The organism is Streptomyces sp. IBSBF 3136 (assembly GCF_036815105.1).
Lineage (GTDB): Bacteria > Actinomycetota > Actinomycetes > Streptomycetales > Streptomycetaceae > Streptomyces.
The window spans coordinates 1-25232 of sequence record NZ_JAJSZC010000107.1 but is presented as its reverse complement, the minus strand read 5'-3'; the positions used below and the strand labels follow the sequence as shown (position 1 = coordinate 25232).

Annotated in this window: 22 protein-coding genes and 1 pseudogene; 10 read left to right on the top strand and 13 right to left on the bottom strand. The window is 72.3% G+C overall.

Annotated elements, in window-relative coordinates:
- Positions 1-154: 154 nt before the first annotated feature.
- The 6 genes and pseudogenes from V7E45_RS22530 to ssd form a co-directional block, all read right to left on the bottom strand.
- Positions 155-517: pseudogene (locus V7E45_RS22530) on the bottom strand (TadE family type IV pilus minor pilin); the annotation flags it as partial.
- Positions 504-704, bottom strand: a complete 201-nt coding sequence (locus tag V7E45_RS22525) for a DUF4244 domain-containing protein (protein ID WP_333776011.1) — start codon at positions 702-704, stop codon at positions 504-506. The gene V7E45_RS22525 and the pseudogene V7E45_RS22530, both read right to left, overlap by 14 nt.
- A gap of 80 nt (positions 705-784) precedes the next feature.
- Positions 785-1570 carry a type II secretion system F family protein gene (locus V7E45_RS22520; protein WP_333776010.1) on the bottom strand — a complete coding sequence of 262 codons (786 nt, stop codon included), beginning with the start codon at positions 1568-1570 and terminating at the stop codon, positions 785-787.
- Positions 1567-2430 carry a type II secretion system F family protein gene (locus V7E45_RS22515; RefSeq protein ID WP_333776009.1) on the bottom strand — a complete coding sequence of 288 codons (864 nt, stop codon included), beginning with the start codon at positions 2428-2430 and terminating at the stop codon, positions 1567-1569. The genes V7E45_RS22520 and V7E45_RS22515 overlap by 4 nt, the downstream gene beginning before the upstream one ends.
- Before the next feature lie 99 nt (positions 2431-2529).
- Complete coding sequence (locus V7E45_RS22510) at positions 2530-3843, bottom strand: TadA family conjugal transfer-associated ATPase (RefSeq protein ID WP_333776008.1); 1314 nt, start codon at positions 3841-3843, stop codon at positions 2530-2532.
- Positions 3840-4946 carry a septum site-determining protein Ssd gene (ssd, locus tag V7E45_RS22505; protein WP_333776007.1) on the bottom strand — a complete coding sequence of 369 codons (1107 nt, stop codon included), beginning with the start codon at positions 4944-4946 and terminating at the stop codon, positions 3840-3842. The genes V7E45_RS22510 and ssd overlap by 4 nt, the downstream gene beginning before the upstream one ends.
- 581 nt (positions 4947-5527) lie before the next feature.
- On the opposite strand from ssd, the gene V7E45_RS22500 reads away from it, so the two are divergent.
- Entirely contained in the window at positions 5528-6361 is an 834-nt protein-coding gene (locus V7E45_RS22500; RefSeq protein WP_333776006.1) for an HAD family hydrolase, read from the top strand.
- A 327-nt stretch (positions 6362-6688) separates the two neighbouring features.
- On the opposite strand, the gene V7E45_RS22495 is transcribed toward V7E45_RS22500, so the two are convergent.
- Positions 6689-7513 carry an oxidoreductase gene (locus tag V7E45_RS22495; protein WP_333776005.1) on the bottom strand — a complete coding sequence of 275 codons (825 nt, stop codon included), beginning with the start codon at positions 7511-7513 and terminating at the stop codon, positions 6689-6691.
- 100 nt (positions 7514-7613) lie between these two features.
- On the opposite strand from V7E45_RS22495, the gene V7E45_RS22490 reads away from it, so the two are divergent.
- Complete coding sequence (locus V7E45_RS22490) at positions 7614-8594, top strand: ATP-binding protein (protein ID WP_333776004.1); 981 nt, start codon at positions 7614-7616, stop codon at positions 8592-8594.
- Positions 8595-8632: 38 nt separating this feature from the next.
- Here V7E45_RS22490 and V7E45_RS22485 read toward each other — a convergent pair whose 3' ends face one another.
- Positions 8633-9898, bottom strand: a complete 1266-nt coding sequence (locus V7E45_RS22485) for a hypothetical protein (RefSeq protein ID WP_333776003.1) — start codon at positions 9896-9898, stop codon at positions 8633-8635.
- A 335-nt stretch (positions 9899-10233) separates the two neighbouring features.
- On the opposite strand from V7E45_RS22485, the gene V7E45_RS22480 reads away from it, so the two are divergent.
- The 6 genes from V7E45_RS22480 (at position 10234) to V7E45_RS22455 (ending at position 18353) form a co-directional block, all read left to right on the top strand.
- Positions 10234-12693, top strand: coding sequence for a SulP family inorganic anion transporter (locus tag V7E45_RS22480; RefSeq protein ID WP_333776002.1), 2460 nt, complete (start codon positions 10234-10236; stop codon positions 12691-12693).
- A 117-nt stretch (positions 12694-12810) separates the two neighbouring features.
- Positions 12811-14766 carry an acetate--CoA ligase gene (acs, locus tag V7E45_RS22475; protein WP_333776001.1) on the top strand — a complete coding sequence of 652 codons (1956 nt, stop codon included), beginning with the start codon at positions 12811-12813 and terminating at the stop codon, positions 14764-14766.
- Between the two features lie 217 nt (positions 14767-14983).
- Positions 14984-16426, top strand: coding sequence for a Na+/H+ antiporter NhaA (nhaA, locus tag V7E45_RS22470; protein WP_333776000.1), 1443 nt, complete (start codon positions 14984-14986; stop codon positions 16424-16426).
- 54 nt (positions 16427-16480) lie between these two features.
- Positions 16481-16969 (top strand): phage holin family protein, encoded by a 489-nt coding sequence (locus V7E45_RS22465; protein WP_333775999.1) that lies wholly within the window; start codon positions 16481-16483, stop codon positions 16967-16969.
- Positions 16966-17901: an alpha/beta fold hydrolase gene (locus tag V7E45_RS22460; RefSeq protein ID WP_333775998.1), complete on the top strand. Its 936-nt coding sequence runs from the start codon at positions 16966-16968 to the stop codon at positions 17899-17901. The genes V7E45_RS22465 and V7E45_RS22460 overlap by 4 nt, the downstream gene beginning before the upstream one ends.
- Positions 17902-18173: 272 nt before the next feature.
- Positions 18174-18353, top strand: a complete 180-nt coding sequence (locus tag V7E45_RS22455) for a hypothetical protein (RefSeq protein ID WP_333775997.1) — start codon at positions 18174-18176, stop codon at positions 18351-18353.
- Between the two features lie 54 nt (positions 18354-18407).
- Here the strand turns inward: V7E45_RS22455 and V7E45_RS22450 are convergent, their stop codons facing one another.
- The 3 genes from V7E45_RS22450 to nth all read right to left on the bottom strand — a co-directional run bounded on the left by V7E45_RS22450 (position 18408) and on the right by nth (position 21336).
- Entirely contained in the window at positions 18408-19607 is a 1200-nt protein-coding gene (locus V7E45_RS22450) for a MarP family serine protease (RefSeq protein WP_333775996.1), read from the bottom strand.
- A gap of 96 nt (positions 19608-19703) precedes the next feature.
- Positions 19704-20408: an NUDIX hydrolase gene (locus V7E45_RS22445; RefSeq protein WP_333775995.1), complete on the bottom strand. Its 705-nt coding sequence runs from the start codon at positions 20406-20408 to the stop codon at positions 19704-19706.
- Positions 20409-20460: 52 nt separating this feature from the next.
- Positions 20461-21336: an endonuclease III gene (gene nth / locus V7E45_RS22440; RefSeq protein WP_333775994.1), complete on the bottom strand. Its 876-nt coding sequence runs from the start codon at positions 21334-21336 to the stop codon at positions 20461-20463.
- A 277-nt stretch (positions 21337-21613) separates the two neighbouring features.
- On the opposite strand from nth, the gene V7E45_RS22435 reads away from it, so the two are divergent.
- On the top strand, positions 21614-22288 hold the full coding sequence (locus tag V7E45_RS22435) for a Crp/Fnr family transcriptional regulator (RefSeq protein ID WP_020941347.1): 675 nt from the start codon (positions 21614-21616) through the stop codon (positions 22286-22288).
- Between the two features lie 139 nt (positions 22289-22427).
- Entirely contained in the window at positions 22428-23285 is an 858-nt protein-coding gene (locus V7E45_RS22430) for a nucleotidyltransferase domain-containing protein (protein ID WP_333775993.1), read from the top strand.
- Positions 23286-23294: 9 nt separating this feature from the next.
- Here V7E45_RS22430 and V7E45_RS22425 read toward each other — a convergent pair whose 3' ends face one another.
- Complete coding sequence (locus V7E45_RS22425; protein ID WP_333775992.1) at positions 23295-24125, bottom strand: MBL fold metallo-hydrolase; 831 nt, start codon at positions 24123-24125, stop codon at positions 23295-23297.
- The gene (locus V7E45_RS22420; RefSeq protein ID WP_333775991.1) at positions 24122-25093 is read right to left on the bottom strand and encodes an NUDIX hydrolase; all 972 of its coding nucleotides are present in this window, start codon (positions 25091-25093) and stop codon (positions 24122-24124) included. Before V7E45_RS22420 ends, V7E45_RS22425 begins: the two co-directional genes overlap by 4 nt.
- Between the last annotated feature and the right edge of the window lie 139 nt (positions 25094-25232).

The following is a 25232-nucleotide window of genomic DNA, read 5'->3' as shown; positions in this document are numbered from 1 at the left end:
GGCCGGAACACACCACTCCCGCCCCGCTCCCGCCACCTCACGGCCCCACCTCCGGTGTCCCTGCCCCTGTCGCCGAGTCCTTCGCCGGATCCCTGACCGGCCCCGGCGTCGTCGCCAGGCTGGGGTCGGATCCCGGACCCGGGCCCTGACCCGGGGAGCCCGCCCCAACGGCTTCCTCCGCCGCCGCGACGGCCTCCTCCCGTACCTCGAAGGGCAGTCCGGTCAGCACCGGCGGCCGGGCCACCACCGTCACCCGTACCTGATCGCCGTCCCGCCCCACCGTCACCCGTGCCCCGCGCGGCGCCGCCTGCCGGGTCACCTCGACCACCTTGTCGGCCGGGTCCTGCCGGGCGGCGGCCCGGGCGCCCGTCCGGGCGGCGTCCAGGCACTGGATCTGCGCCGCCACCACGAGCAGCCCCCAGACCAGCGCCATGGTGAACGCCACCAGCACGGACAGCACCAGGGCCGACTCCACGGTCACGAACCCGCGGTCCCCCTTCCGCTCACATCCGCGCACTGAGGGCTCGCTTGACGATGGCCTGCAACTCCGCCTTGACCTGGCCACTGGTGACGACCTCGTACAACAGCAACGCGAACCCGACCGCCGCGACGATCCCCATCGCGTACTCGGAGGTCACCATTCCCGCGTCCTTGCGGCACCGCTCCCGCAGACGCGCCCACATCTCCGCAGCCTTCTTCCTCATCTCGACTTCCTTTCCTCGCAACTCAGTTGTCGTTTGTCGAACAGCTCTCACTCGCCTGCGCAGATCTCCACTCGCCGTCGTCAGCCGCCTCCTCCTCTCAGCACGCCGCCCGCCAGTCCGATCACCACGGGCAGCACGCCGATCGCGATGAACGCGGGCAGGAAGCACAACCCCACCGGTGCGGAGATGAGCACGGCCGCCCTGCGCGCCCGAGCCGTGGCGCCGCGCGTCCACTCCGCCCGCGCGTCCGAGGCGAGCCGGGCGGCGGGCCCCGCCGCGGGCAGCCCCGACTCCTCGGCCCGCTCCAGCAGCCGGGCCAGCGGTCTGGCCCCGGGCAGCCGGCCCAACCGCCGCCAAGCGTCCGCCGGTTCACCCCCGAGCCGCGCTTCCGCCGCACCCCGGGCCAACGCGTCCCCGACGGGGCCGCCCAGGGCCTCGCCCACCGCCTGCGCGGCGATCACCGGCCCGGCGCCGGCCGCGATACAGGCGGCCAGCAAGTCCGCCGCGAGCGGAAGTTGCCCCGCGGCCAAGGCCGAATCGATCTCCCCGGCGGGGGCAACGGGCGCCTGTCGGCGCTGCCACCGCCACAGTCCAGCCGCCACAGCGAGTCCGACGACCACGCCGGTGACCCCGCCGATCAGCACCCACGCACCGCACACCACACCGGCCATCGGCAGCCACCGCCGCAGTGCTTGCCGGATCTCCGGGTTCGGTCCGGACTCGGCCTCCTGTGCGGCCAGCAGTGCGGTCACCCTGTGGCGTGCCCGGCGGCGGAGCCGCGCTCTGTCCAGAGACCGGGCCACCCAGGCGAGGGCCAGCGCGACGGCCACGGTCATCCCCAGCCTGTGGACGACTTCTCCGCTCATGCCGCCTCAGCTCCCCGCACGATCCGGGCCGACCACCACGTCCCGGCGGCCTCGAACAACACTCCGACCACCAGGCAGCCCAGGCCGGCACCGCTGTGCAGGAGCACCCGCAGCGGGTCCGCACCCATGGCGGAGCCGAGCAGCAGCCCCAGGGCGGGTAGCGCGGCAAGCATCACGGCGGTCGCCCGGGCCCCCGCCAACTGGGCGCGCAAGTCAGCCCGTTGGTCGCGCTCGGCTCGCAGCGCCCCGTCCAGGCGGTCGAGGCCGGCCGCCAGTCCGGCGCCCTGGTCCACGGCCACCCGCCAGCAGGCGGCCAGGCCCAGCAGCCCTTCGGCGCCGGGTTGGCGGGCCGCGACGGCCAGCACCCCAGGCACGTCCCCGCCGAATCGGGCGGCCGCGACCACGGCCGCCTGCGCGTCGCCCAGTCCGGCGGAGTCCCGCGCGGCCCGCAGCAGCGCCTCACCGGGCTGCCGTCCCGCTCGTACCTCGCCGGCCAGCGCCCCGCACAGCCCGATCACCGCGTCCGCGCGCGTCTCCCGGGCCCGCCTGGCCTGCCGGGCCAGCCGCATCCGGCGCAGGACCGGCACCCCGGCCGCCCCCGCGACGACCGGAATCGGGGAGGAACCCAGCAGCGCGAGCAGCAGCCCCGCCGCGAGCGACCACCATTCCTCTCCCCATCGGGCTCCTAAGCCGCGCAGTTCGGCGAAGGTCCGCTCCCAGACGGGCGGCCCGGTCGCCACCGCCCCGCCGTCGGCCAGCAGCAGCCGCGCCCGGCGCACCCCGTGATGCCGGCCGCCCAGCAGCCAGATCGCGGCCCCGGCGCAAGCCGCCGCGGCGCCCATGGCGGTCTCAGCGCTCATTTCCGTCACGCCCCTCATCCCTCTCGCTGATCCCCGCCTTCTCGCTGATCCCGGCCCTCTCGCTCATCCCGGCCCTCTCACTCATCCCGGCCCTCTCACTCATCCCGCACCGCCCGTCATCCCGGCGCCCCCACTCATCTCGGCCCGTTGCCTCTCGCGGTCCTCTCGTCGTTCTGGACCCGCCTGTCGTTCGTTGGCGTCCCGGCCACCCCGTCCGCCGCGCTCGTCCCTCCCCCTTGCGCACTCACCCCCCAGCAAGTCCCTCAGCCGCTCCCAGCCGCGCTCCCGACGGAAGGACCGCGCGTCCCAGCGCAGCGCGGGCACCGTTCGCACCAGTCCGGAGGCGTCCCGTTCCAGCACGTGCACCTCGGCGATCCGGCGCCGACCGGCCGGGTCACGTACGAGGTGCAGCACCACCGACAACGCGGCCGCCAACTGGCTGTGCAGCGCCGCCCGGTCGAGCCCGGCCGCCGTGCCGAGCGCTTCCAGGCGGGCCGGTACGTCCCCGGCCGCGTTGGCGTGCAGGGTGCCGCAGCCGCCTTCGTGGCCCGTGTTGAGCGCGGCCAGCAGGTGCACCACCTCGGGGCCACGCACCTCGCCGACGACCAGCCGGTCGGGCCGCATCCGCAGCGCCTGCCGGACGAGGTCCTCCAGGGTGACCAGACCGGCCCCCTCCTGGTTGGCCGGGCGGGTCTCCAGCCGGACGACGTGCGGGTGATCGGGTCTCAGCTCGGCCGAGTCCTCGGCGAGCACGATCCGTTCGCCGGGGCCGACGAGGCCGAGCAGGGCGCTCAACAGAGTCGTCTTGCCGCTGCCGGTGCCGCCGCTGACCAGGAAGGACAGCCGGGCGGCCAGCAGTGCGCGGAGGACGCGGTCGCCGCCGGGCGGCACGGTTCCCGCCTCGACCAGTTCGTCGAGGGTGAACGCCCGGGGCCGTACCACCCGCAGGGACAGGCAGGTGCAGCCGACGGCCACCGGGGGCAGCACCGCGTGCAACCGGGTCCCGTCGGGCAGCCGGGCGTCCGCCCAGGGCCGCGCGTCGTCCAGCCGTCTTCCTGCCACGGCGGCGAGGCGCTGCGCGAGGCGTCGTACGGCCGCCGCGTCGGGAAAGGTCACCGGGGTCAGCTCCAGGCCGCCGCCGCGGTCCACCCATACCCGGTCCGGAGCGGACACCAGGACGTCGGTGACGCCCGGGTCGGCGAGCAACGGTTCCAGCGGGCCGCTGCCGACGAGTTCGGAACGCAGTTGCTCGGCCGCCCCGAGGACCTCCGCGTCGCCCAACACCCGGCCCTGTTCGCGCAGCGCCTGGGCCACGCGCGCGGGTGTGGGTTCGGCGCCGCTCTCGGCGAGCCGCCGGCGCACTCCGTCGAGCAGGGCCGCGCCGTCGGCCAGGTCCATCCCGGGGAGGGTCATCGCGTGCCCCCCGCCTCGACCAGGACCTGCTCCCAGAAGGTGGCGCAGAACCGGGCCAGGGGGCCGCGTCCGGTCGCCGCGGGCGGTTTCGCGATGCCGCGCGGGCGCAGCAAGGCGGGTTCGGCGGGCACCTCTCCCGCCAGCGGCAGGCCGAGCAGCCGGGAGACCTCGCGGTCGTCCAGGCCGGGCGCGTACGGGCCTCGCACCGCCACCCGCAGGTCCCGTACGACCATGCCCACCGCCGAGGCGACCCGCCCGGCGGCCGCGACGGCCCGCAGTTCGCCGGGGACGACGAGAAGCGCCAGGTCCAGCTGGGCGAGGGCCTCGGCGACCCCGTCGTCCAGGCGGCGCGGGAGGTCGACCACGACGGTGCCGCCGCGTCGCCGGGCGGCGGCGAGCACCGCGCGCACGGCCTGGGGCGGGATCGCGACGCAGTCGCCGCGGTCCCAGCTGAGCACCCGCAGCGCGTGCAGCCGGGGCAGCGATTCCTCCAGGGCGCCGCCGCCGACCCGGCCGCGGGAGGCGGCGAAGGCCGGCCAGCGCAGCCCCTCGGCGCTCTCGCCGCCGAGGAGTACGTCGAGCCCGCCGCCGAGCGGATCGGCGTCCACGAGGAGGGTCCGCAGCCCCTCGCGTGCCGAGGTGACGGCGAGCGCGCAGGACAGTGTGGAGGCACCGGCTCCGCCCCGGCCGCCGATGACCCCGACGGTGAGGGCGGGGCGGCCGACGCCCTCGGCGACGTCCGCGATTCTGTCGACCAGCCACTGCTCGCCGTCCGGCAGCATCAGGACATGGTCGGCGCCGATCTGGACGGCCCTTTTCCACACCCCGGAGTCGTCCTGGTCGCGACCGACCAGCACCACCCCGCGGCGCCGCGGGGCTCCGCGCACCCGGCGCGCGGCGTCGTCGCCGACCAGGACGAGCGGGGCCGCGTCCCAGCCGTCGCCGTGGTCGGGTACGGCGTGGTGGACCTCCGGTGTGGCGCCGGCGGCCGCGCACAGGCGCAGCAGGTCGTCGAGGAGCTGGGCGTCCTCGGTGACGATGAGCGGCCGTCCCGGCCGGTCCGCCGTGCCGGGCGGTGGGTCGTGGGTGACGGTTCCGGACACGTGTGGTCCCCCTTCGCTGCGTGTGCCGCGCGGCCCCTGCGGCCACGCGATTCCCGAAGATGTGAGGAGCCGGCAAGCGGCCTCCATATGAACGGCCGAGCGGAATCGGCCATACGCGTCCGGCAATCGGAAGCGGCCTCGAACTCGCCGCGGTCGGAGCGCGTGGGAATCACGGTGCGACGAAGCGGGAAATCATGTGGATCTTGGTGGAAAACAGTGGACAACTCAGTGGTTGTGAATATCGCTGTCACCCATACCGGTGGCCCGTGTACCGATCCCTGGACGACTTCCGTAGCGCAGCCCGATGATTACCCTGTGTGACAGCGGGCGGGCATGCCGAAGGGCGGCCTTGTCGGCCGCCGCCACTCGCGTGACTGGTTGAAAAGAGGAGGAAAACCCGTCCGGACATGCGACGACCCCCGCCGGGGGGGAGAGCGGGGGTCGTCCCCACGGCCGACTCGGGGGGGGAGGAGTCGGACCGGGTTAGCACGGTCGCGAACGATCCGTGACTTCCATGGTGTACCCGAGAGCCCTCTCAGGCAAACCCACACGCCTCACCTTACGCCGAATGGTGGGCGCCTATGCTCAGGGGCGTGGAAAACCACTCCTTGCCCCGCGCAGCCGCCTTCTTTGACCTGGACAAGACGGTCATTGCGAAGTCGAGCACGCTCACCTTCAGCAAGTCCTTCTACCAGGGCGGCCTGATCAACCGCAGGGTCGCACTGCGTACCGCCTATGCCCAGTTCGTCTTCCTGGTCGGCGGCCTGGACCACGATCAGATGGAACGGATGCGTGAGTACCTGTCCGCGATGTGCCGCGGCTGGAACGTCCAGCAGGTCCGGGAGATCGTCGCCGAGACCCTGCACGACCTGATCGACCCGCTCATCTACGACGAGGCCGCCTCCCTGATCGAGCAACACCACACCGCCGGCCGCGACGTGGTGATCGTCTCGACCTCGGGCGCCGAGGTCGTCGAGCCGATCGGCGAGCTGCTCGGCGCGGACCGGGTGGTGGCCACCCGCATGGTCGTCGGTGAAGACGGCTGCTTCACCGGGGAAGTCGAGTACTACGCCTACGGCCCCACCAAGGCCGAGGCGGTCAGGGAACTGGCCGCCTCCGAGGGGTACGACCTCGAACGCTGCTACGCCTACAGCGACTCGGCGACCGACCTGCCGATGCTCCAGGCGGTCGGGCACCCGCACGCCGTGAACCCGGATCGCGCACTGCGCCGCGAGGCCGTCGCCCGCGGGTGGCCGGTCCTGGAGTTCCGCCGGCCGGTCCGACTCAAGCAGCGGTTGAACGCGCTCTCGGTACCGCCCCGCCCCGTCCTCGTCGCCGCGGCTGCCATCGGAGCTGCGGCCGCCACCGCGAGCCTCGTCTGGTACGCCAGCCGACGCCGGGGGGCCACCTCCTGACCGGTTCACCCCTGTTTGAACATGAAAGTAAAGAAGTGCAGGCAGGGGTTCCGCTTGGTCCGGGCTTGCAGTAGAAAGGTTTCAGGCCCGCGCGACCACAGGACATCCGAGAGGATCACCTACCACTACGCACATGGCCCACGGACCTCGCATGAACACCGGGCACCCACGCGACGTCGACCCGTCGATTACGGGCCAGCCGCACCAGGCCACGGGCAAAGTTCCCGGCCTGATGGGCAACACTTCGAGGACGCTTGGTAACCGGGTGAGCATGCCAGCGGCGGTACGAGTATTCGTACCGCCGCAACCCGTTTCCGGACCCTGCTGTCAGGCCGCTCCGCGCTGCAGCGCCTCGCACACCGCCGTGGACTCACGCGCGCCCAGCTCCACGGCGCGGCCGCAGTGGGCGATCCAGGCCGCCATGCCCTCGGGGGTGCCGGAGACGTATCCCTCCAGCGCGGCGAGGTAGGAGGCGCGCCCCAGTTCCGCATGACCCACCTCGGCCGGGCAGACGGCCTTGGGGTCGAGTCCGCTGCCGATCAGGACGATCCGCTCGGCAGCGCGCGCGATCAGGCCGTTGTGCGAGGTGAAGGGGCGCAGGGCGAGCAGTTCGCCGTGCACCACGGCGGCCGTGACCAGCGCGGGCGCGGCGGACCCGGCGATGATCAGGTCCGCCAGACCCTCCAGCCGGCCGGACACCTCCGGCGCGTCCGGCAGCGGCAGCTCGACCAGCGGCTCGTCGACGGCCTCGCCCGCCTGGCGCGGCCGCCCGGTCTCGGGGCCCTCGCTCGCGGCGGCCACCAGGTGCAGCCGGGCCAGCACTCTGAGGGGCGACTGCCGCCAGATGGACAGCAACTGCCCCGCCTCGGCCGTCAGCCGCAGCGCTCCGCCCACGACGAGCGCCTCGGCGTCGGCGCTGAAGTCGGTGCGCCGCCGCACCTCCTCCAGAGCCCAGTCGGCGCCGGACAGCGCGGCCGAGCCGCGGGCGCCGCGCAGCGCGGCCTCGGAGGTGACCGCGTTGCTGCGGCGCCGCATGATCCGGTGCCCGTAGACCCGGTCCACGGCCTTGCGCACGGTCTCCACGGAATCAGCCACGCCGGGCAGCGAGCCCAGCGTCGCCAGCGGATCGGCGGTCGCGCCTGTCGTACTCATGAGTACGACACTACGCACCCCGCCGGCGAAGCCCACGAAGGAGTGGTCTTCTTCACGCCGACTGCCACGTACAGCTATCGCATGACTACCCTTGGTGAACATGAAAATTGCTTTCGTCGGGAAGGGCGGCAGCGGCAAGACGACGCTCTCCTCCCTCTTCGTCCGCCACGTCGTGGCCGCCGGCGCCCCGGTGGTCGCCATCGACGCCGACATCAACCAGCACCTCGGCCCCGCGCTCGGGCTGGAGGAGGCGGAGGCGGCCGCGCTGCCCGCCATGGGCGAACGCCTGTCGCTGATCAAGGACCACCTGCGCGGCTCCAACCCGCGCATCGCCTCCGCCGCGACGATGATCAAGACCACCCCGCCCGGCAGGGGCTCGCGACTGGTCCGGGTGCGGGAGCCCAACCCGGTCTACGACGCCTGCGCCCGCCCGGTGGAACTCGACGGCGGCGCCGTCCGTTTGATGGTCACCGGCCCCTTCACGGACGCCGACCTGGGGGTCGCCTGCTACCACTCCAAGACCGGAGCGGTGGAGCTGTTCCTGAACCACCTCGTCGACGGCCCCGACGAGTACGTCGTCGTCGACATGACGGCCGGTTCGGACTCGTTCGCCTCCGGCCTGTTCACCCGCTTCGACATGACGTTCCTCGTCGCCGAGCCGACCCGGAAGGGGGTCTCCGTCTACCGCCAGTACAAGGAGTACGCCCGCGACTTCGGCGTCGCCCTGAAGGTCATCGGCAACAAGGTCCAGGCGCAGGACGACATCGACTTCCTCCGCGCGGAGGTCGGGGACGACCTGCTCGTGACGGTCGGGCACTCGGACTGGGTGCGCGCCATGGAGAAGGGCCGCCCGCCCCGGTTCGATCTGCTGGAGGAGGCCAACGCCCGGGCCCTGCACACCCTGCGGGCCGCCGCCGACGCCACCTACGAGCTGCGCGACCGGGAGCGCTACACCCGCCAGATGGTGCACTTCCACCTGAAGAACGCCGAGGCCTGGGGCAACGAGCGCACCGGGGTCGACCTGGCGGCACAGGTCGACCCCGAGTTCGTGCTCGGCGAGGAAGTGGCGGCCTCCGCCTGAGGCGTAAGGGCTGAGGCGTACGGGCGGCTGCCCGCCGCCTACTGCTTGACCGCCGGCGCCCCGGGGACCCCCTTGGGCGCCGGGGCCGGACGGCCGGAGAGGAGGGAGGCCCAGCCGCGCCGGGGCGCCTCGCCCACCTTCAGGGTCCGCAGCTTCGCCAGAGTCTGCGGGTCCTGGGCGTCGAGCCAGTCGACGAGCTGGTGGAAGGAGACGCAGCGCACCTCGGGCTTGTTGCACACCTCCTTCACGACCTCGTCGAGGGCGCGCATATAGGTGCCGCCGTTCCAGGACTCGAAGTGGTTGCCGATGATCAGGGGGGCGCGGTTGCCGTCGTAGGCCCGGTAGAAGCCCTTGAGCAGGCCGTCACGCATCTGGTCGCCCCAGTAGTCGAACTTGTCGGGGTCGCCCTGGGTTTCCGTGCCGGACTGGTTGACCATGAAGTTGTAGTCCATGGTCAGCTGCTCGTAGTCGTGCCCGGGGAAGGGCACCAACTGCATCGACACGTCCCACAGGCCCTCGCGCTTGTTGGGCCAGACCTGGTCGTCGACCCCGCTGGAGTCGTAGCGGAAGCCCAGTTGGGCGGCCGCCTTCCGGAAGTTCTTCTGCCCCTCCAGGCAGGGGGTGCGGGCGCCGATCAGCTCCTTGTCGTAGTCGAAGGGCAGCGCGGCGGTCTTCGTCATCCCGGTGTTGGTCTTCCAGGTCTTCACGAACTGCTTGGCCTGGGCGATCTCGCTCTTCCACTCCTTCACCGACCACTGGCCCACGCCGCCGTCGGTACCGCAGAAGTGGCCGTTGAAGTGGGTGCCGATCTCGTTGCCCTCCAGCCAGGCGAGCCGCACCTGCTTGAGCGTGTCGGCGATGCCCTGCTGGTCGTTGAAGCCGATCTCCGAGCTTCCCGGCGCGTGCTGCGGAGGTCTGTACAGGTCACGCTTGTCCTCAGGCAGCATGTAGACGCCGCTGAGGAAGTACGTCATCGTCGCATGGTTCTCCTTGGCGACCTTGCGGAAGTGGGAGAACAGCTTCTGACTGTCCTCGCCCGCGCCGTCCCACGAGAACACCACGAACTGCGGAGGCTTCTCACCGGGCTTGAGCCGCTCCGGCACGGGCAGGTGCGGTTGGGCTCCGGTGTACGCGGTCGAACCGTCGCCGATCAGCCGGACCACGCTCCCGGGCGCGGGCGCGCCCTTGCGCGGACCGGGCGCTCCTTCCTTGGCGCCGGGGGAGCCGGTCGCACAGCCGGCCAGCGACGTCGCACAGGCCGCGGCGACCATGGCGCCGACGGCGATCCTCTGGGTGGCGGCCATCTTCCGCCCACCTTCTTCCTTCTCTCAGGCAAACGCTGACGAGGGCGTTTTCTGGTGATCTGCCGGGTTGTGCCGACAGCGCCGCCAAGGTCGCACGGAGCCGAGAGGGAATTAATACGACAAGCCGATGAAATGACCGCTTCATTCACCTGGGTGACGCGATGCTCCATTTGCCACGAAAAGCTATGTATGACCTTTACGTTGCATTACGGTTCGTTTACCAAGGGTTGATCTCATCCCGCCGCTGTACGCCGTGCCCCCGGGCCGCGACCGGCTCGCCGCCTCAGGGGACCCCGGCCCGGCCCACGACCGCGCCACCCGGAGGAGACGGGACCATGCCAGCCTGTGCACCCCCTCGCACCCAGCACCCCCACCCGCCGCACGGCCCCCCGACGGGCCGGCGCCGCCGCTTTCGTATCGAGGGAGCCGACCTGTCCGCGTCCGTCGCGGTCTTCCTGATCGCCCTGCCCCTCTCCCTGGGCATCGCCCTGGCCACCGGCGCCCCGCTCCAGGCCGGCCTGGTGGCCGCCGCCGTCGGCGGACTGGTCGCCGGCCGGCTCGGCGGCTGTCCCCTCCAGGTCAGCGGACCCGCCGCCGGACTCACCGTGGTCACCGCCGATCTGATCCACCGCTACGGCTGGCGAACCACCTGCGGTATCACCGTCCTCGCCGGACTCGCCCAACTCGGCCTCGGCTGCCTGCGGGTGGCTCGCGGCGCACTCGCCGTCAGCCCCGCCGTGGTGCACGGCATGCTCGCCGGCATCGGCGTCACCATCGCCGTGGCTCAGCTGCACATCGTCCTGGGCGGCAGCCCGGACAGCTCGGTCCTCGCCAACCTGTCAGCACTGCCCGCCCAGTTGGCCCGTCTGGACCCGGCCGCCGTGGCGATGAGCGCGCTGACCCTGACCCTGCTGCTGGCCTGGCCGCGCATCCCGGGCCGGGTGGGCCGGCTGCTGCGCGCGATCCCGGCGGCTCTGGTCGCCGTGGCCGGGGCGACCGTGACCGCCGCGCTGACCGGGCTGGCCCTGCCCCGGGTCGGTCTGCCGTCCTGGAGCAGCCACGCCCTGGCCGGACTGCCCGAGGGGCCGGTGCTCGGCGTCGCCGCGGCCGTGCTCACCACCACACTGGTGTGCAGCGTGCAGTCCCTGCTCGGCGCGGTCGCCGTGGACAAGCTGGTCGCCGCCCGCCCCGGGGCCGCCCACGTCGGACGGTCGAACCTCGACCGCGAACTGCTCGGCCAGGGCGTCGCCAACATCGTCTCCGGGACGCTCGGCGGACTGCCGGTCGCGGGAGTGGCGGTGCGCAGCACGGCGAATGTGAATTCAGGTGCCGTGAGCCGGAACTCCACGATGCTGCACGGCGTTTTCGTAGTAGTCGCCGCGCTGCTGATGGTCCCGCTCCTGGAGCGGATCCCCCTCGCTTCGCTCGCCGCCCTGGTGATGGCCGTCGGCATCCAGATGGTGTCCCTGCACCACATCCGCACGGTGACCCGCCACCGTGAGGTGCCGGTGTACGCCGCCACCACCCTCGGCGTGGTGTTCCTCGGCGTCCTCGCGGGTGTCGCCCTCGGCGTCGCCGTCGCGGTCGCCCTCGCCCTGCACCGCCTCACCCGCACCCGGATCACGCACGACCAGAAGGAAGGAGTCCATCGCGTACGCGTACGAGGCCAGCTGACGTTCCTCGCCGTACCCCGGCTCAGCAGAGCCCTGCATCTCGTACCCCAAGGCGCCCACGCCGTCGTGGAATTGGACGGTTCGTTCATGGACCACGCGGCGTACGAGTCACTGCAGGACTGGCAGAGCTCCCACACCGCGCGAGGCGGCTCCGCCGAGCTGACGGGCCGGCGCGGACCACTCCGGACCGCCGAACCCGCCCCGGCCACCGTCTGCCGGTGCCGGCCCTGGACGCCGTGGCGCAACCACCGCACCTGCTTCGCCGGCGCTCCCCCGGCCCTCGCGGCACCGGCGGCCCAGGAGCTGGCCCGCGGCATCAGCTCGTTCCAGCGGAACACCGCCCCGCTGGTGCGGGAGGAGCTGGCGCGGCTGGCGCGGGAGGGGCAGCGGCCTTCGCAGCTCTTTCTCACCTGTGCCGACTCCCGGCTCGTCACGTCCATGATCACTGCCAGTGGTCCCGGCGATCTGTTCGTCGTCCGCAACGTCGGCAACCTGGTGCCGCCGCCGGGCGGGGAACACGGCGACGACTCGGTGGCCGCCGCCATCGAGTACGCGGTGGAGGTACTGAAGGTCCGGTCGATCACGGTGTGCGGGCACTCGGGATGCGGGGCGATGCAGGCGCTGCTGGCCGCCGGGCCGGGGGACGCGGCGACTCCGCTGAAGCGGTGGCTCAGACACGGGCTGCCGAGCCTCACACGGATGGCCGAGGACCCCCTGGCCGCGGACCGCTTGCCCGGAGACCGCCTGTCCGAAGTCCGCCGGGCCGGGCCCCGGCTGGCCGGGCGGGCCTGCGCCGACGCGGTGGAGCGGCTGTGCCTGACCAACGTGGTCCAGCAGCTGGATCACCTGCGGGCGCATGGTCCGGTCGCCCGTGCCCTGGCGGCGGGCGCGCTGGAGCTGCACGGGATGTATTTCCACGTGGGCGAGGCGCAGGCCTACCTGCTCGACGCGGCGGCGGACGGCACGGTGTTCGGCGAAGTGACCGAGGACGTGATCGAGCGACTGGAGAGGCCGAAGGGAAAGGAGGAGAAGGAGGAGGAGAAGGAAGAGAAGGAGGCTCAGGAGGGGAAGGTGGAGGGTATGGAGGTGACAGCTGTGAAGGAGGTCCGCAGCCCGGTCTGAGCGACCGGCCTCCCAACAGGTCTAAACCAATTTGGCCGTCGACCCTTGTCACCGGCCCCCCGCGTCTGATGAGCTGTGGCCTGGGACACAACGGACACCCTGGGAAAGGGAGATGTCGTGAGCAACGAAAGCCTGGCCAACCTCTTGAAGGAGGAGCGACGCTTCGCGCCGCCCGCTGACCTGGCCCAGAACGCCAACGTCACGGCAGAGGCGTACGAACAGGCCAAGGCTGACAGGCTCGGCTTCTGGGCCGAGCAGGCCCGTCGGCTGACCTGGGCCAAGGAACCGTCCGAGACACTGGACTGGTCGAACCCTCCGTTCGCGAAGTGGTTCAAGGACGGCGAGCTGAACGTCGCCTACAACTGCGTGGACCGGCATGTCGAGGCCGGCAACGGCGACCGCGTCGCCATCCACTTCGAGGGTGAGCCCGGCGACAGCCGGTCGATCACCTACGCGGAGCTGAAGGACGAGGTCTCCAAGGCGGCCAACGCCCTGCTGGAGCTGGGTGTCCGCAAGGGCGACCGGGTCGCCATCTACATGCCGATGATCCCGGAGACCGCGATCGCGATGCTGGCCTCGGCCCGGATCGGCGCGGCGCACTCGGTGGTCTTCGGCGGCTTCTCGGCGGACGCGCTCGCCACCCGCATCCAGGACGCGGACGCCAAGGTCGTCATCACCGCCGACGGCGGCTACCGCAGAGGCAAGCCGTCCGCGCTGAAGCCGGCCGTCGACGAGGCGATCGCCAAGGTCGACAACGTCGAGCACGTGCTGGTGGTACGCCGCACCGGCCAGGACGTGGCCTTCGAAAGCGGCCGGGACGTGTGGTGGCACGAGCTGGTGGAGCGCCAGTCCGCCGAGCACACCCCGGAGGCGTTCGAGGCGGAGCACCCCCTGTTCATCCTCTACACCTCCGGCACGACCGGGAAGCCGAAGGGCATCCTGCACACGTCCGGCGGCTACCTCACCCAGACGGCGTACACGCACTGGGCGGTGTTCGACCTCAAGCCGGAGACGGACGTGTACTGGTGCACGGCGGACGTCGGCTGGGTCACCGGGCACTCGTACATCGTGTACGGGCCGCTGGCCAACGGTGCGACACAGGTCATGTACGAGGGCACCCCGGACACCCCGCACCAGGGCCGATTCTGGGAGATCGTCGAGAAGTACCGGGTCACGATCCTCTACACCGCGCCGACCGCGATCCGGACGTTCATGAAGTGGGGCGACGACATCCCGGAGCGGTTCGACCTGACCTCGCTGCGGGTCCTCGGCTCCGTGGGTGAGCCGATCAACCCCGAGGCGTGGGTCTGGTATCGCAAGAACATCGGCGGGGACAGGACGCCCGTCGTGGACACTTGGTGGCAGACGGAGACCGGCGCGATGATGATCTCGCCGCTGCCCGGCGTCACCGAGGCCAAGCCCGGCTCGGCGCAGAGCCCGCTGCCCGGCATCTCGGCCACGGTGGTCGACGACGAGGCGAACGAGGTGCCCAACGGCGGCGGTGGCTATCTGGTCCTCACCGAGCCGTGGCCGTCGATGCTGCGCACCATCTGGGGCGACGACCAGCGCTTCCTCGACACCTACTGGTCGCGCTTCGAGGGCAAGTACTTCGCCGGTGACGGGGCGAAGAAGGACGACGACGGGGACATCTGGCTGCTGGGCCGGGTGGACGACGTCATGCTGGTGTCCGGGCACAACATCTCCACCACCGAGGTGGAGTCGGCGCTGGTCTCGCACCCGTCGGTCGCCGAGGCGGCCGTCGTCGGCGCCGCCGACGAGACCACCGGCCAGGCCATCGTCGCCTTCGTCATCCTGCGCGGTACGGCGACCGAGGACGAGAAGCTGGTCGGCCAGCTCCGCGACCACGTCGGCGCCACGCTCGGCCCGATCGCCAAGCCCAAGCGCATCCTGCCGGTGGCGGAACTGCCCAAGACCCGCTCGGGCAAGATCATGCGCCGCCTCCTGCGGGACGTGGCCGAGAACCGCCAGCTCGGTGACGTCACCACGCTGACGGACTCCACGGTCATGGACCTCATCCAGACCAAGCTCCCGGCCGCGCCGAGCGAGGACTAGGCACCACGCGAGGGGCGCCCGGCAGGAAACGCCGGGCGCCCCTTTTGCGCCTACCGTGGGGAGCACCGGATGCATCCCGCGACAACCTTAGGTAAGGTAAGTAAAGCCCACAGGGCGAGAAAGAACCTCTAGGTGTGCCGGGAAGTCTGGTCGGCAGGGCCGTCGGCGACCCCGGCGACGGCCGACGAACCGCCGTACCGACCCGGAGGTCCCCGCCGTGGCCGCGCCCCGCACCCCGAACACCACCCGGAAGGTCCTCGGACGCCTGTCGCTGCCCGAGCGCACCTACATCGTGGACGCGCTGCGCACCGAGACCGTCGGCGGGATGCTGCTCCTCCTTGCGGCCGTCGCCGCCCTGGTCTGGGCGAACATCCCCGCGCTGCACGACAGCTACGAGGCCGTCAGCCACTACCACCTCGGCCCCGCCGCCCTCGGCCTGAACCTGTCCGTCGCCCACTGGGCCGCCGACGGTCTGCTCGCCGTCTTCTTCTTCGTCGCCGGCATCGAGCTCAAACGCGAACTGGTCGCCGGGGACCTGCGCGACCCCAGGGCGGCCGTGCTGCCCGTGGTGGCCGCGCTGTGCGGAATGGCCGTACCGGCGCTCGTCTACACCCTCACCAGCCTCGCCGGACACGGCTCCACCCATGGCTGGGCGGTGCCCACCGCCACCGACATCGCCTTCGCGCTCGCCGTCCTCGCGGTCATCGGCACCTCGCTGCCCAGCGCCCTGCGCGCCTTCCTGCTGACCCTGGCGGTCGTCGACGACCTCTTCGCCATCCTGATCATCGCGATCTTCTTCACCGACCGGATCAACCTCCCGGCGCTCGGCGGGGCCGTCGCCGGTCTTGTGGTCTTCTGGCTGCTGCTGCGCCGGGGCGTACGCGGCTGGTACGTGTACGTGCCGCTGGCGCTGGTCGTCTGGGCGCTGATGTACAACAGCGGCGTGCACGCCACCATCGCCGGCGTGGCGATGGGCCTGATGCTCCCCTGCATCCCCCGCGAGGGCGAGGAGCGCGCCCCGGCCGAGCACATCGAGCATCTGGCGCGGCCGTTGTCGGCCGGGCTCGCCGTACCGCTGTTCGCGCTGTTCAGCGCCGGTGTGTCGGTCACCGGGGGAGCGCTCGCGGACGTGTTCACCCGCCCGGAGACGCTCGGGGTCGTGCTCGGCCTGGTCGTCGGCAAGACGCTCGGCATCTTCGGCGGCGCCCGGCTGATCGCGCGCTTCACCCGCGCCTCGCTCAGCGACGACCTGGCCTGGGCGGACGTCTTCGCCGTGGCCACCCTCGCCGGGATCGGCTTCACCGTCTCGCTGCTCATCGGCGAGCTTGCCTTCGCGGGCGACGCCCTGCTGACCGACGAGGTGAAGACGGCCGTGCTCGCCGGATCACTGATCGCGGCCGGGTGCGCCACGGTGCTGCTGAAGATACGGAACGCCAAATACCGCGGACTGTGCGAGGACGAGGAACGCGACGAGGACCAGGACGGCATCCCGGACATCTACGAGCAGGACGACCCCGCCTACCACCTGCGGATGGCCGAGATCCACGAGCGCAAAGCCACCGAGCACCGGCGCCTGGCCACCGAGAAGGCCGCCGCGGCGCGCCACGGGCTTCAGGAAATGGCGGGCGGGGCAGGCGAGGAGGGTGACCGTCCGGCATGATCTGACGAGACGGTACAAATCAAGCGGCACGAAAGACCTCAGAGGGAGAACGCGATGAGCGCACCCGACGGCAGCCCGGTCGGCGCCGAACGGAGCATCGGCCAGCTGTTCGCCTCGGCGACGACCGAGATGTCGGCGCTGGTGCACGACGAGATCGCGCTGGCCAAGGCCCAGCTCAAGCAGGACGTCAAGCGCGGTGCGACGAGCGGTGGCGCCTTCTCGGCGGCCGGAGTGCTCCTGCTGTTCTCGCTGCCGATGCTCAACTTCGCGCTCGCGTACGGCATTCGGACCTGGAGCGGCTGGAACCTGGCCGTCTGCTTCCTGCTGTCCTTCGCGGCCAACGTCCTGGTCGCCGGTCTCCTCGCCCTGATCGGCGTGGTGTTCGCGAAGAAGGCGAAGAAGAGCCAGGGCCCGCAGAAGGTCGCCGCGTCGATGAAGGAGTCGGCGGGCGTGCTGCAGAACGCCAAGCCGCACCCGCGCCCGGAGCTGCCGCGTGAGCGGACGCCCGAGGCGATCGAGGCCGGGGTCCGCACGTCGTCATGACGGAGCCCGCCGCGGCATCGGCCGTAAGGATCGACCTCCCCCACGGGGCGAAGGTGACGCACCGGGACGTCGCCGCCAACGGCGCGCGTTTCCACATCGCCGAACTCGGCGACGGACCCCTGGTGATGCTGCTGCACGGGTTCCCGCAGTTCTGGTGGACGTGGCGGCACCAGCTCGTCGCGCTCGCCGACGCGGGCTACCGGGCTGTGGCCATGGACCTGCGGGGCGTCGGCGGCAGCGACCGCACCCCGCGCGGGTACGACCCCGCCAACCTCGCCCTGGACGTCACCGGCGTGATCCGCTCGCTGGGCGAGCCGGACGCCGCGCTGGTCGGCCACGACCTCGGCGGCTACCTGGCGTGGACGGCGGCGGCGATGCGGCCCAAGCTCGTACGGCGGCTCGCGGTCGTCTCGATGCCGCACCCCCGGCGCTGGCGCTCCGCGATGCTGCGGGACCCCCGGCAGACGGCGGCGAGCTCCTACGTCTGGGGCTTCCAGCGTCCCTGGGTGCCCGAGCGTCAGCTGACCGCCGACGACGGCGCGCTGGTGGGCCGGCTGATCCGGGAGTGGTCCGGGCCCCGGCTGCCGGACGACGAGGACGTGGCGACCTACCAGCGGGCCATGTGCATCCCGTCCACCGCGCACTGTGCGGTGGAGCCGTACCGCTGGCTGGTGCGCTCGCTGGCGCGTCCGGACGGCATCCAGTTCAACCGCCGTATGAAGCGACCGGTGCGGGTGCCGACGCTGCATCTGCACGGCTCGCTGGACCCGGTGACCCGGACCCGCAGCGCGGCAGGATCGGGCGAGTACGTCGAAGCGCCGTACCGCTGGCGCCTGTTCGACGGTCTCGGCCACTTTCCGCACGAGGAGGACCCGGCGGCGTTCTCGACCGAGCTGATCAACTGGCTGAAGGACCCCGAGCCGGACCGGTGACCGGACGGCGCCGGACGCCGTAGCCGGTGGCACGACGGACGGTTGCCATTACGGCCGCCCGACGACCGATCAGATACGCATCAGGCGCGCCCCGATGACGGTCCGGCGACCGTTTCGATGACCGATCGGTGACCGATTCGGTGACCGGATCGGTGCGGGGAGTATCCGCTTCCTGAACACTTGTCCCCCGAACGGCCACATGCCTGCCGCATACGCCAATTGGGCGCCGTGGAGGCGGTTATCGACCTTGGGGCCCGGGCAGACGTCGGGGTATGGGCTGGACGCACGACTACAGTGACGCACCCCGCAATCGCCGCTCGGCCGCCGGGCTCGGCATGACGCGGCGAGGTACTCCGCAACTCGCGGAGGCGGACCTCAGGGTCGGGATTCCGCACATTCTGCGCCGCCGGGCACGCTGGGTCTCCGTACGCCTGCGTCACCCGCGCGGCTGAGCCCGCGGCACGTCACCCGGACGGCTCAGTCCCGCGGGGCGTTCCGCGTCTTCCTCACAGGGCGCAGCTGTCGGTGCCGACCTGCTCGTTCGCCGAACGGCCGCGGGCGATGTCCTGCTGGATCTCGTCCGCCGTGAGCGCGTACCCGGTGTCGGCGTCGTCGAGGGACTTGGCGAACACCACGCCGTACACCTTGCCGTCGGGCGTGAGCAGCGGGCCGCCGGAGTTGCCCTGACGGACGGTGGTGTACAGGGAGTAGACGTCCCGGCTGACCGTGCCGCGGTGGTAGATGTCCGGCCCGTTGGCCGTGATGCGGCCGCGCACGCGCGCGGCCCGGACGTCGTACGAGCCGTTCTCCGGGAAGCCCGCGACGATCGCGCCGTCGCCGCCGGCCGCGTCCCGCGGGGTGAAGCGCAGGGACTTCGCCCGCAGGTCCGGTACGTCGAGGACGGCGATGTCGCGCTTCCAGTCGTACAGGACGACCTTGGCCCCGTACTTGCGGCCCTCCCCGCCGATCTGCACGCTGGGCGCGTCGACGCCGCCGACCACGTGCGCGTTGGTCATGACGCGGCGGTCGGCGAAGACGAAGCCGGTGCCCTCCAGGACCTTGCCGCAGCTCTGGGCGGTGCCGGTGACCTTGACGATGGAGTGCTGGGCGCGGGCGGCGACCGGGCTGTTCGCCAGGGCCGGGTCGGGCGGCGAGACGTCCTTGATCGGCTCGTTGGAGAAGGGGCTGAAGACCTGCGGGAAGCCGTTCTGCGCGAGGACCGAGGTGAAGTCCTTGAACCAGGTGTCGGCCTCGGCGGGCAGCGCCTGCGAGACGCCCAGCAGCACCTTGGAGTTGCGGACCTCCTTGCCGAGCGTCGGCAGGGTGGTCTGGGCGAGGGCGGAGCCGATCAGCCAGGCGACGAGCAGCATCGCCACGACGTTGACCAGGGCGCCGCCGGTGGCGTCCAGGGCGCGGGCCGGGGACCAGGTGATGTGCCGGCGCAGCTTGTTGCCGAGGTGCGTGGTCAGGGCCTGGCCGACGGATGCGCAGACGATGACGACCACTACGGCGACGACGGCGGCGGTGGTGCCGACCTGGGCGTTGTCGGTGACGGCGTCCCAGATGACGGGCAGCGTGTAGACGGCGACGAGACCTCCGCCGAGGAACCCGATCACCGACAGGATGCCGACGACGAAGCCCTGGCGGTAGCCCACGACCGCGAACCACACGGCCGCGACCAGCAACAGGATGTCCAGCACGTTCACCGCTTGAGGCCTCGCCTATTCACTCCGGTCCCAGCAGCGCGGCCGGGGGCCCGGGGGTGGGCGCCCCCGGAAAAACACAGCACGGCAGACACCCTGTCATGACCGCCAGTCGAGCGGGACCTTCTTCTGTCTGTCCCAGGGCCGCTCCCAGCCCGCGAAGTGCAGCAGACGGTCGATCACCCCGGCGGTGAAACCCCAGACCAGGGCCCCTTCGACCAGGAACGCGGGGCCTCGGTGGCCGCTGGGGTGGACGGTGGTGGCGCGGTGCGCGGGGTCCGTGAGATCCGCCACGGGGACGGTGAAGACGCGGGCCGTCTCGTTGGGATCGACGACGCCGACCGGGCTGGGCTCACGCCACCAGCCGAGCACGGGGGTGACGACGAAGCCGCTGACCGGGATGTAGAGGGCGGGCAGGACGCCGAAGAGCTGGACACCGCGGGGGTCGAGGCCGGTCTCCTCCTCGGCCTCGCGCAGCGCGGCCCGCAGCGGCCCGTCGCCCGACGGGTCGCCGTCCTCCGGGTCGAGGGCGCCGCCGGGGAAGGAGGGCTGCCCGGCGTGGGAGCGCAGGGAGCCGGCCCGCTCCATGAGCAGCAGCTCGGGGCCGCGCTCGCCCTCGCCGAACAGGATGAGTACGGCCGACTGGCGTCCCGAGCCGTTCTCCGGCGGCAGGAAGCGGCTGAGCTGGAGCGGTTCGACGGTCTCCGCCGCCCGCGCCACCGGGTCCAGCCAGCCCGGCAGGCCCTCCTTGCTCAGCGTCACCGGGCCCTTGTCCGTGTCGTGCGTGCCGTGCGTGTACGTCATCGCCACCCCCGTCCTGCCGTGTTCAACGCCCGATGGCACCGAGATCGTTCCGTCATCCGGCCCCCAGCGGCGGGGCGGGTTTCCCGCCGGCGTCCAGATAGGCCTGCGGGGGCTTCAGCCGCTGGCCGGGGAAGCCGCCCTTCTCGTACTTCAGGAGCTTCGCCGCCTTCTCGGGGTCGGTCTCGCCCTCGCCGTAGGCCGGGCAGAGCGGGGCGATGGGGCAGGCGCCGCAGGCGGGCTTGCGGGCGTGGCAGATGCGGCGGCCGTGCCAGATGACGTGGTGGGACAGGTCGGTCCAGTCGCTCTTGGGGAACAGCGCGCCGACGGCCGCCTCGATCTTGTCCGGGTCGGTCTCGGCGGTCCACTGCCAGCGCCGTACCAGCCGCTGGAAATGCGTGTCCACGGTGATGCCGGGCCGCCCGAACGCGTTGCCGAGCACGACGAAGGCGGTCTTGCGGCCGACGCCGGGGAGCTTGACCAAGTCCTCCAGCCTGCCGGGCACCTGGCCGCCGAAGTCCTCGGTGAGGGCCTTGGACAGCCCTATCACCGACCGGGTCTTGGCGCGGAAGAAGCCGCAGGGGCGCAGGATCTCCTCGACGTCCTCCGGGTTGGCGGCGGCAAGGTCCTCGGGGGTGGGGTACTTCGAGAAGAGCGCCGGGGTGGTCTGGTTGACGCGGAGGTCGGTGGTCTGGGCCGAGAGCACCGTGGCGACGAGCAGCTGGAAGGGGTTCTCGAAGTCCAGCTCGGGGTGGGCGTACGGATACACCTCGGCGAGTTCGCGGTTGATGCGGCGGGCGCGGCGGACCAGCGCCGTGCGGGACTCGTTCGCCGGGGGTTTCGCGGCGGCCTTCCCCACGGTCGCGGCGGGCGCGGCCTTTTCAGACGTTTTGCGTTTTTTCTTACTACCGTCGGGGCCTTGTTCGCCCACAGCGGAATCTCGACGTACAGCCACCCGCCCAGCCCCCTTGGCCTGTGCTCTCACCGGCGATTTGGACACCCGGCCAGCCTAAAGCCCGGCACCGACATCCGCCCCGACCCCTGAAGATCGGCCCCCGATTGGACCCCTGCCGCTTACCTCGGGACACCTGTGCGGCATCCTTGTGACAGATCACACTGTTTGGACCGTCCGGCAAAATGGGGAACACGGTCCCCTGGCACACCAGGGGAGCAAGATCCCCTGAGCAGGTCGACAAGGGAGAGAACTCGTGGACGACGTTCTGCGGCGCAACCCGCTCTTCGCGGCGCTCGACGACGAGCAGGCCGCGGAGCTCCGCGCCTCCATGAGTGAGGTGACCCTCGCGCGCGGTGACTCACTCTTCCATGAGGGGGACCCCGGCGACCGGCTGTACGTCGTCACCGAGGGCAAGGTAAAGCTGCACCGCACCTCCCCCGACGGCCGCGAGAACATGCTCGCCGTCGTCGGCCCCGGTGAGCTGATCGGCGAGCTGTCGCTGTTCGACCCGGGCCCGCGCACCGCGACCGCGAGCGCGCTGACCGAGGTCAAGATGCTCGGCCTGGGCCACGGCGACCTCCAGCCCTGGCTGAACGCGCGCCCCGAGGTGGCCGGCGCCCTGCTGCGCGCCGTCGCCCGCCGGCTGCGCAAGACCAACGACGCCATGTCGGACCTGGTCTTCTCCGATGTCCCCGGCCGTGTGGCGCGGGCCCTGCTCGACCTCTCCCGCCGGTTCGGCGTGCAGTCCGAGGAAGGCATCCACGTCGTCCACGACCTCACGCAGGAGGAGCTGGCCCAGCTGGTCGGCGCCTCGCGCGAGACCGTGAACAAGGCGCTGGCGGACTTCGCCCAGCGTGGGTGGCTCCGCCTCGAGGCCCGGGCCGTGATCCTGCTCGACGTGGAGCGCCTGGCCAAGCGCTCGCGCTGACGCCCTGTGGGGGCCCCGCGGTTCGGCGGCCCCCACCTCCCGGGCCCGGTTTCCCGGTCCGTCGGCGCCCTGCCCGGCCCCGCCCCGCCGCCGGCGAAATTCACCTGCCCACGGGCCCGCTAGCGGGCACAGTGAACACATGGCCGAAATGCTGCGGCGTCCGGGGCTCGACGCCCAGGGCTTCATCGAACGCGAGGGCTCCCTCGCGCGTGTGCCCGACGTCTTCCGGCCGGTCGTGGCCGCGGCACGCGACCGGCTGCTCGGCCTCTTCGGCTCGCGTCTGCACAGCGCCTACCTCTACGGGTCGATCCCGCGCGGCACCGCGCGCGTGGGACGCAGCGACCTGGACCTGCTGGTCGCCCTGCACGACGAGCCGGCCGGCACCGACCGGGCGACCGCCCACGCCCTCGGGGAGGCGCTCGACGGGGAGTTCCCCCAGATCGACGGCGTCGGCACGCTGCTGTACGCCCGGGCGCGACTGCTGAGCGAGCCTGAGCGGTACGACCTCGGCTGGTTCGTGGCCTGCCTGTGCACACCACTCCTCGGGGACGACCTCGCCGAGTACCTGCCCCGCTACCGCCCCGACTCCCTGCTCGCCCGGGAGACCAACGGCGACCTCGGCCTCCTCCTCCCGCGCTGGCGGGAGCGGATCGCCGCGGCGGAGGACTCCGAGCCGGCCCGCAGGCCCCTGGTCCGGTTCATGTCACGGCACCTCGTCCGCACCGGCTTCACCCTCGTCATGCCCCGCTGGAACGGCTGGACCAGCGATCTGCGGGAGATGGCCGGGGCGTTCGGCGCGTACTACCCGGAGCGGGCCGCACCACTGCGGCAGTCGGCCGAGTACGGCTACGAGCCCGTCGGCGACCCGGACGTCCTGCGGTCGTACGTCGACGACCTCGGGCCCTGGCTGGCCGGGGAGTACGCGCGCGTGCACGGCGTCAAGGCACCGCGGGCGGACCCGCCCGGCCGGCCGAGCCGAACCGGTCAGCCCGGCTAGCCGGGCGAGCTAGATCAGGCCGTGCTCGCTCAGGTAGTCCAGCTGGGCCCGCACCGAGAGCTCGGCAGCCGGCCACAGGGAGCGGTCCACGTCCGCGTACACGTGGGCGACCACCTGCTGGGGCGTCCGGTAGCCGTCCTCGACGGCCGTCTCGACCTGGGCGAGGCGGTGGGCGCGGTGGGCGAGGTAGAACTCGACCGCGCCCTGCGCGTCCTCCAGGACCGGCCCGTGGCCCGGCAGAACGGTGTGCACGCCGTCGTCCACGGTCAGCGACCGCAGACGGCGCAGGGAGTCCAGATAGTCCCCCAGGCGGCCGTCGGGGTGCGCCACCATGGTCGTGCCGCGTCCGAGGATGGTGTCCCCGGTCAGCACCGCCCGGTCGGCCGGGAGATGGAAGCACAGGGAGTCCGAGGTGTGCCCGGGCGTGGGTACGACCCTCAGCTCCAGGCCGCCGACGGTGATCACGTCCCCGGCGGCGAGGCCCTCGTCGCCGAGCCGCATCGCCGGGTCGAGCGCACGCACGCGCGTCCCGGTCAGCTCGGCGAAACGGCCGGCGCCCTCGGCGTGGTCGGGGTGGCCGTGGGTGAGCAGGGTGAGGGCGATCCGCTTGCCGGCCCTCTCGGCCGTGTCGACGACGTTGCGCAGATGGGCGTCGTCCAGCGGGCCGGGGTCGATCACCACGGCCGCCTCGGAGCCGGGCTCGGCGAGGATCCAGGTGTTGGTGCCGTCCAGGGTCATCGCGGAGGCGTTCGGCGCGAGGACGTTGACGGCCCGTTCGGTCGCGGGGCCGGTGCGTACCGCGCCCCGAGGCTGGCCGGGCAGGGCTGCCGCGTCGGTCATGCGGGTCCTCCACCGGTCCGCGGGGCGGTCGTCGCCCCGGCCGCGGTCGCCCCGCGCGCTCCCGCGGGAGCCGTTCCGGAGGCCGCCTCGGCGACCGATCCGGAGGGCGCGCCGGTGGTCGGGACGTGCTTGGTGAACTCGTCGTGGCCCGGCCAGGACAGGACGATCTCGCCGTCCACCAGGCGGGCGCGCGCCAGCACCGGCGTCATGTCGCGCGCGGGCGCGGCGGCCAGCGCGTCGGCGGCGGTGCCGTACGGGAGCAGTTGCCGCAGGGTGGCGATGGTGGGCGGCATCATCAGCAGCTCGCCCCTGTCGTACCCGGCGGCGGCCTCCTCGGGGCGGATCCACACCGTGCGGTCGGCCTCCGTGGAGGCGTTGCGGGTGCGCTGGCCCTCGGGGAGCGCGGCCACGAAGAACCAGGTGTCGTAGCGCCGGGCCTCGAACTCCGGGGTGATCCAGCGGGTCCAGGCGCCCAGCAGGTCGGAGCGCAGCACCAGCCCGCGGCGGTCCAGGAACTCGGCGAAGGACAGCTCGCGCGCGACCAGGGCGGCGCGGTCCGCCTCCCAGTCGTCGCCGGTGGTGTCACCGACGACCGAACCGGCGTCCGGCCCGGCGAGCAGGACGCCCGCCTCCTCGTACGTCTCCCGTACGGCCGCGCAGACGATCGCCTGGGCGCCGGACTCGTCCACGCCGAGCCGGTCGGCCCACCACGCGCGCGTGGGGCCCGCCCAGCGGACGTGGAGGTCGTCGTCGCGCGGGTCGACCCCGCCGCCCGGGTAGGCGTACGCGCCTCCGGCGAAGGCCATGGAGGCGCGTCTGCGCAGCATGTGGACGACGGGGCCGGCCGCGGTGTCCTTCAGGAGCAGCACCGTGGCCGCGCGCCGGGGGGACACCGGGATCAGCGTGCCGTCCGCGAGCGCGCGGATGCGGTCCGGCCACTCCGGGGGGTACCACTGCCCATTCGCCATGGCCGGAGGCTATCCCGTGTAGGGCGAATGTTCGAGAGGTACCCGAGGTCAGAGGGGCTCCGGGGCCGCGGGGTGCTCAGGGCGCCGCCCGACGGCCCGACCGGGCCGGCCCGACGGGGGTCGAACGGGGGTCGGGCGG

Bases quoted from the DNA above. Each gene is read 5' to 3' on its own strand.
- V7E45_RS22430 (WP_333775993.1), top strand. From the start codon at position 22,428: ATGGCCGAAATGCTGCGGCGTCCGGGGCTCGACGCCCAGGGCTTCATC.
- V7E45_RS22495 (WP_333776005.1), bottom strand. From the start codon at position 7,513: ATGAGTACGACAGGCGCGACCGCCGATCCGCTGGCGACGCTGGGCTCG.
- V7E45_RS22515 (WP_333776009.1), bottom strand. From the start codon at position 2,430: ATGAGCGCTGAGACCGCCATGGGCGCCGCGGCGGCTTGCGCCGGGGCC.
- V7E45_RS22420 (WP_333775991.1), bottom strand. From the start codon at position 25,093: ATGGCGAATGGGCAGTGGTACCCCCCGGAGTGGCCGGACCGCATCCGC.
- V7E45_RS22480 (WP_333776002.1), top strand. From the start codon at position 10,234: ATGCCAGCCTGTGCACCCCCTCGCACCCAGCACCCCCACCCGCCGCAC.
- V7E45_RS22445 (WP_333775995.1), bottom strand. From the start codon at position 20,408: ATGACGTACACGCACGGCACGCACGACACGGACAAGGGCCCGGTGACG.
- V7E45_RS22465 (WP_333775999.1), top strand. From the start codon at position 16,481: ATGAGCGCACCCGACGGCAGCCCGGTCGGCGCCGAACGGAGCATCGGC.
- V7E45_RS22425 (WP_333775992.1), bottom strand. From the start codon at position 24,125: ATGACCGACGCGGCAGCCCTGCCCGGCCAGCCTCGGGGCGCGGTACGC.
- V7E45_RS22510 (WP_333776008.1), bottom strand. From the start codon at position 3,843: ATGACCCTCCCCGGGATGGACCTGGCCGACGGCGCGGCCCTGCTCGAC.
- V7E45_RS22490 (WP_333776004.1), top strand. From the start codon at position 7,614: ATGAAAATTGCTTTCGTCGGGAAGGGCGGCAGCGGCAAGACGACGCTC.
- V7E45_RS22500 (WP_333776006.1), top strand. From the start codon at position 5,528: ATGCTCAGGGGCGTGGAAAACCACTCCTTGCCCCGCGCAGCCGCCTTC.
- V7E45_RS22520 (WP_333776010.1), bottom strand. From the start codon at position 1,570: ATGAGCGGAGAAGTCGTCCACAGGCTGGGGATGACCGTGGCCGTCGCG.
- V7E45_RS22460 (WP_333775998.1), top strand. From the start codon at position 16,966: ATGACGGAGCCCGCCGCGGCATCGGCCGTAAGGATCGACCTCCCCCAC.
- V7E45_RS22525 (WP_333776011.1), bottom strand. From the start codon at position 704: ATGAGGAAGAAGGCTGCGGAGATGTGGGCGCGTCTGCGGGAGCGGTGC.
- V7E45_RS22455 (WP_333775997.1), top strand. From the start codon at position 18,174: ATGGGCTGGACGCACGACTACAGTGACGCACCCCGCAATCGCCGCTCG.
- V7E45_RS22485 (WP_333776003.1), bottom strand. From the start codon at position 9,898: ATGGCCGCCACCCAGAGGATCGCCGTCGGCGCCATGGTCGCCGCGGCC.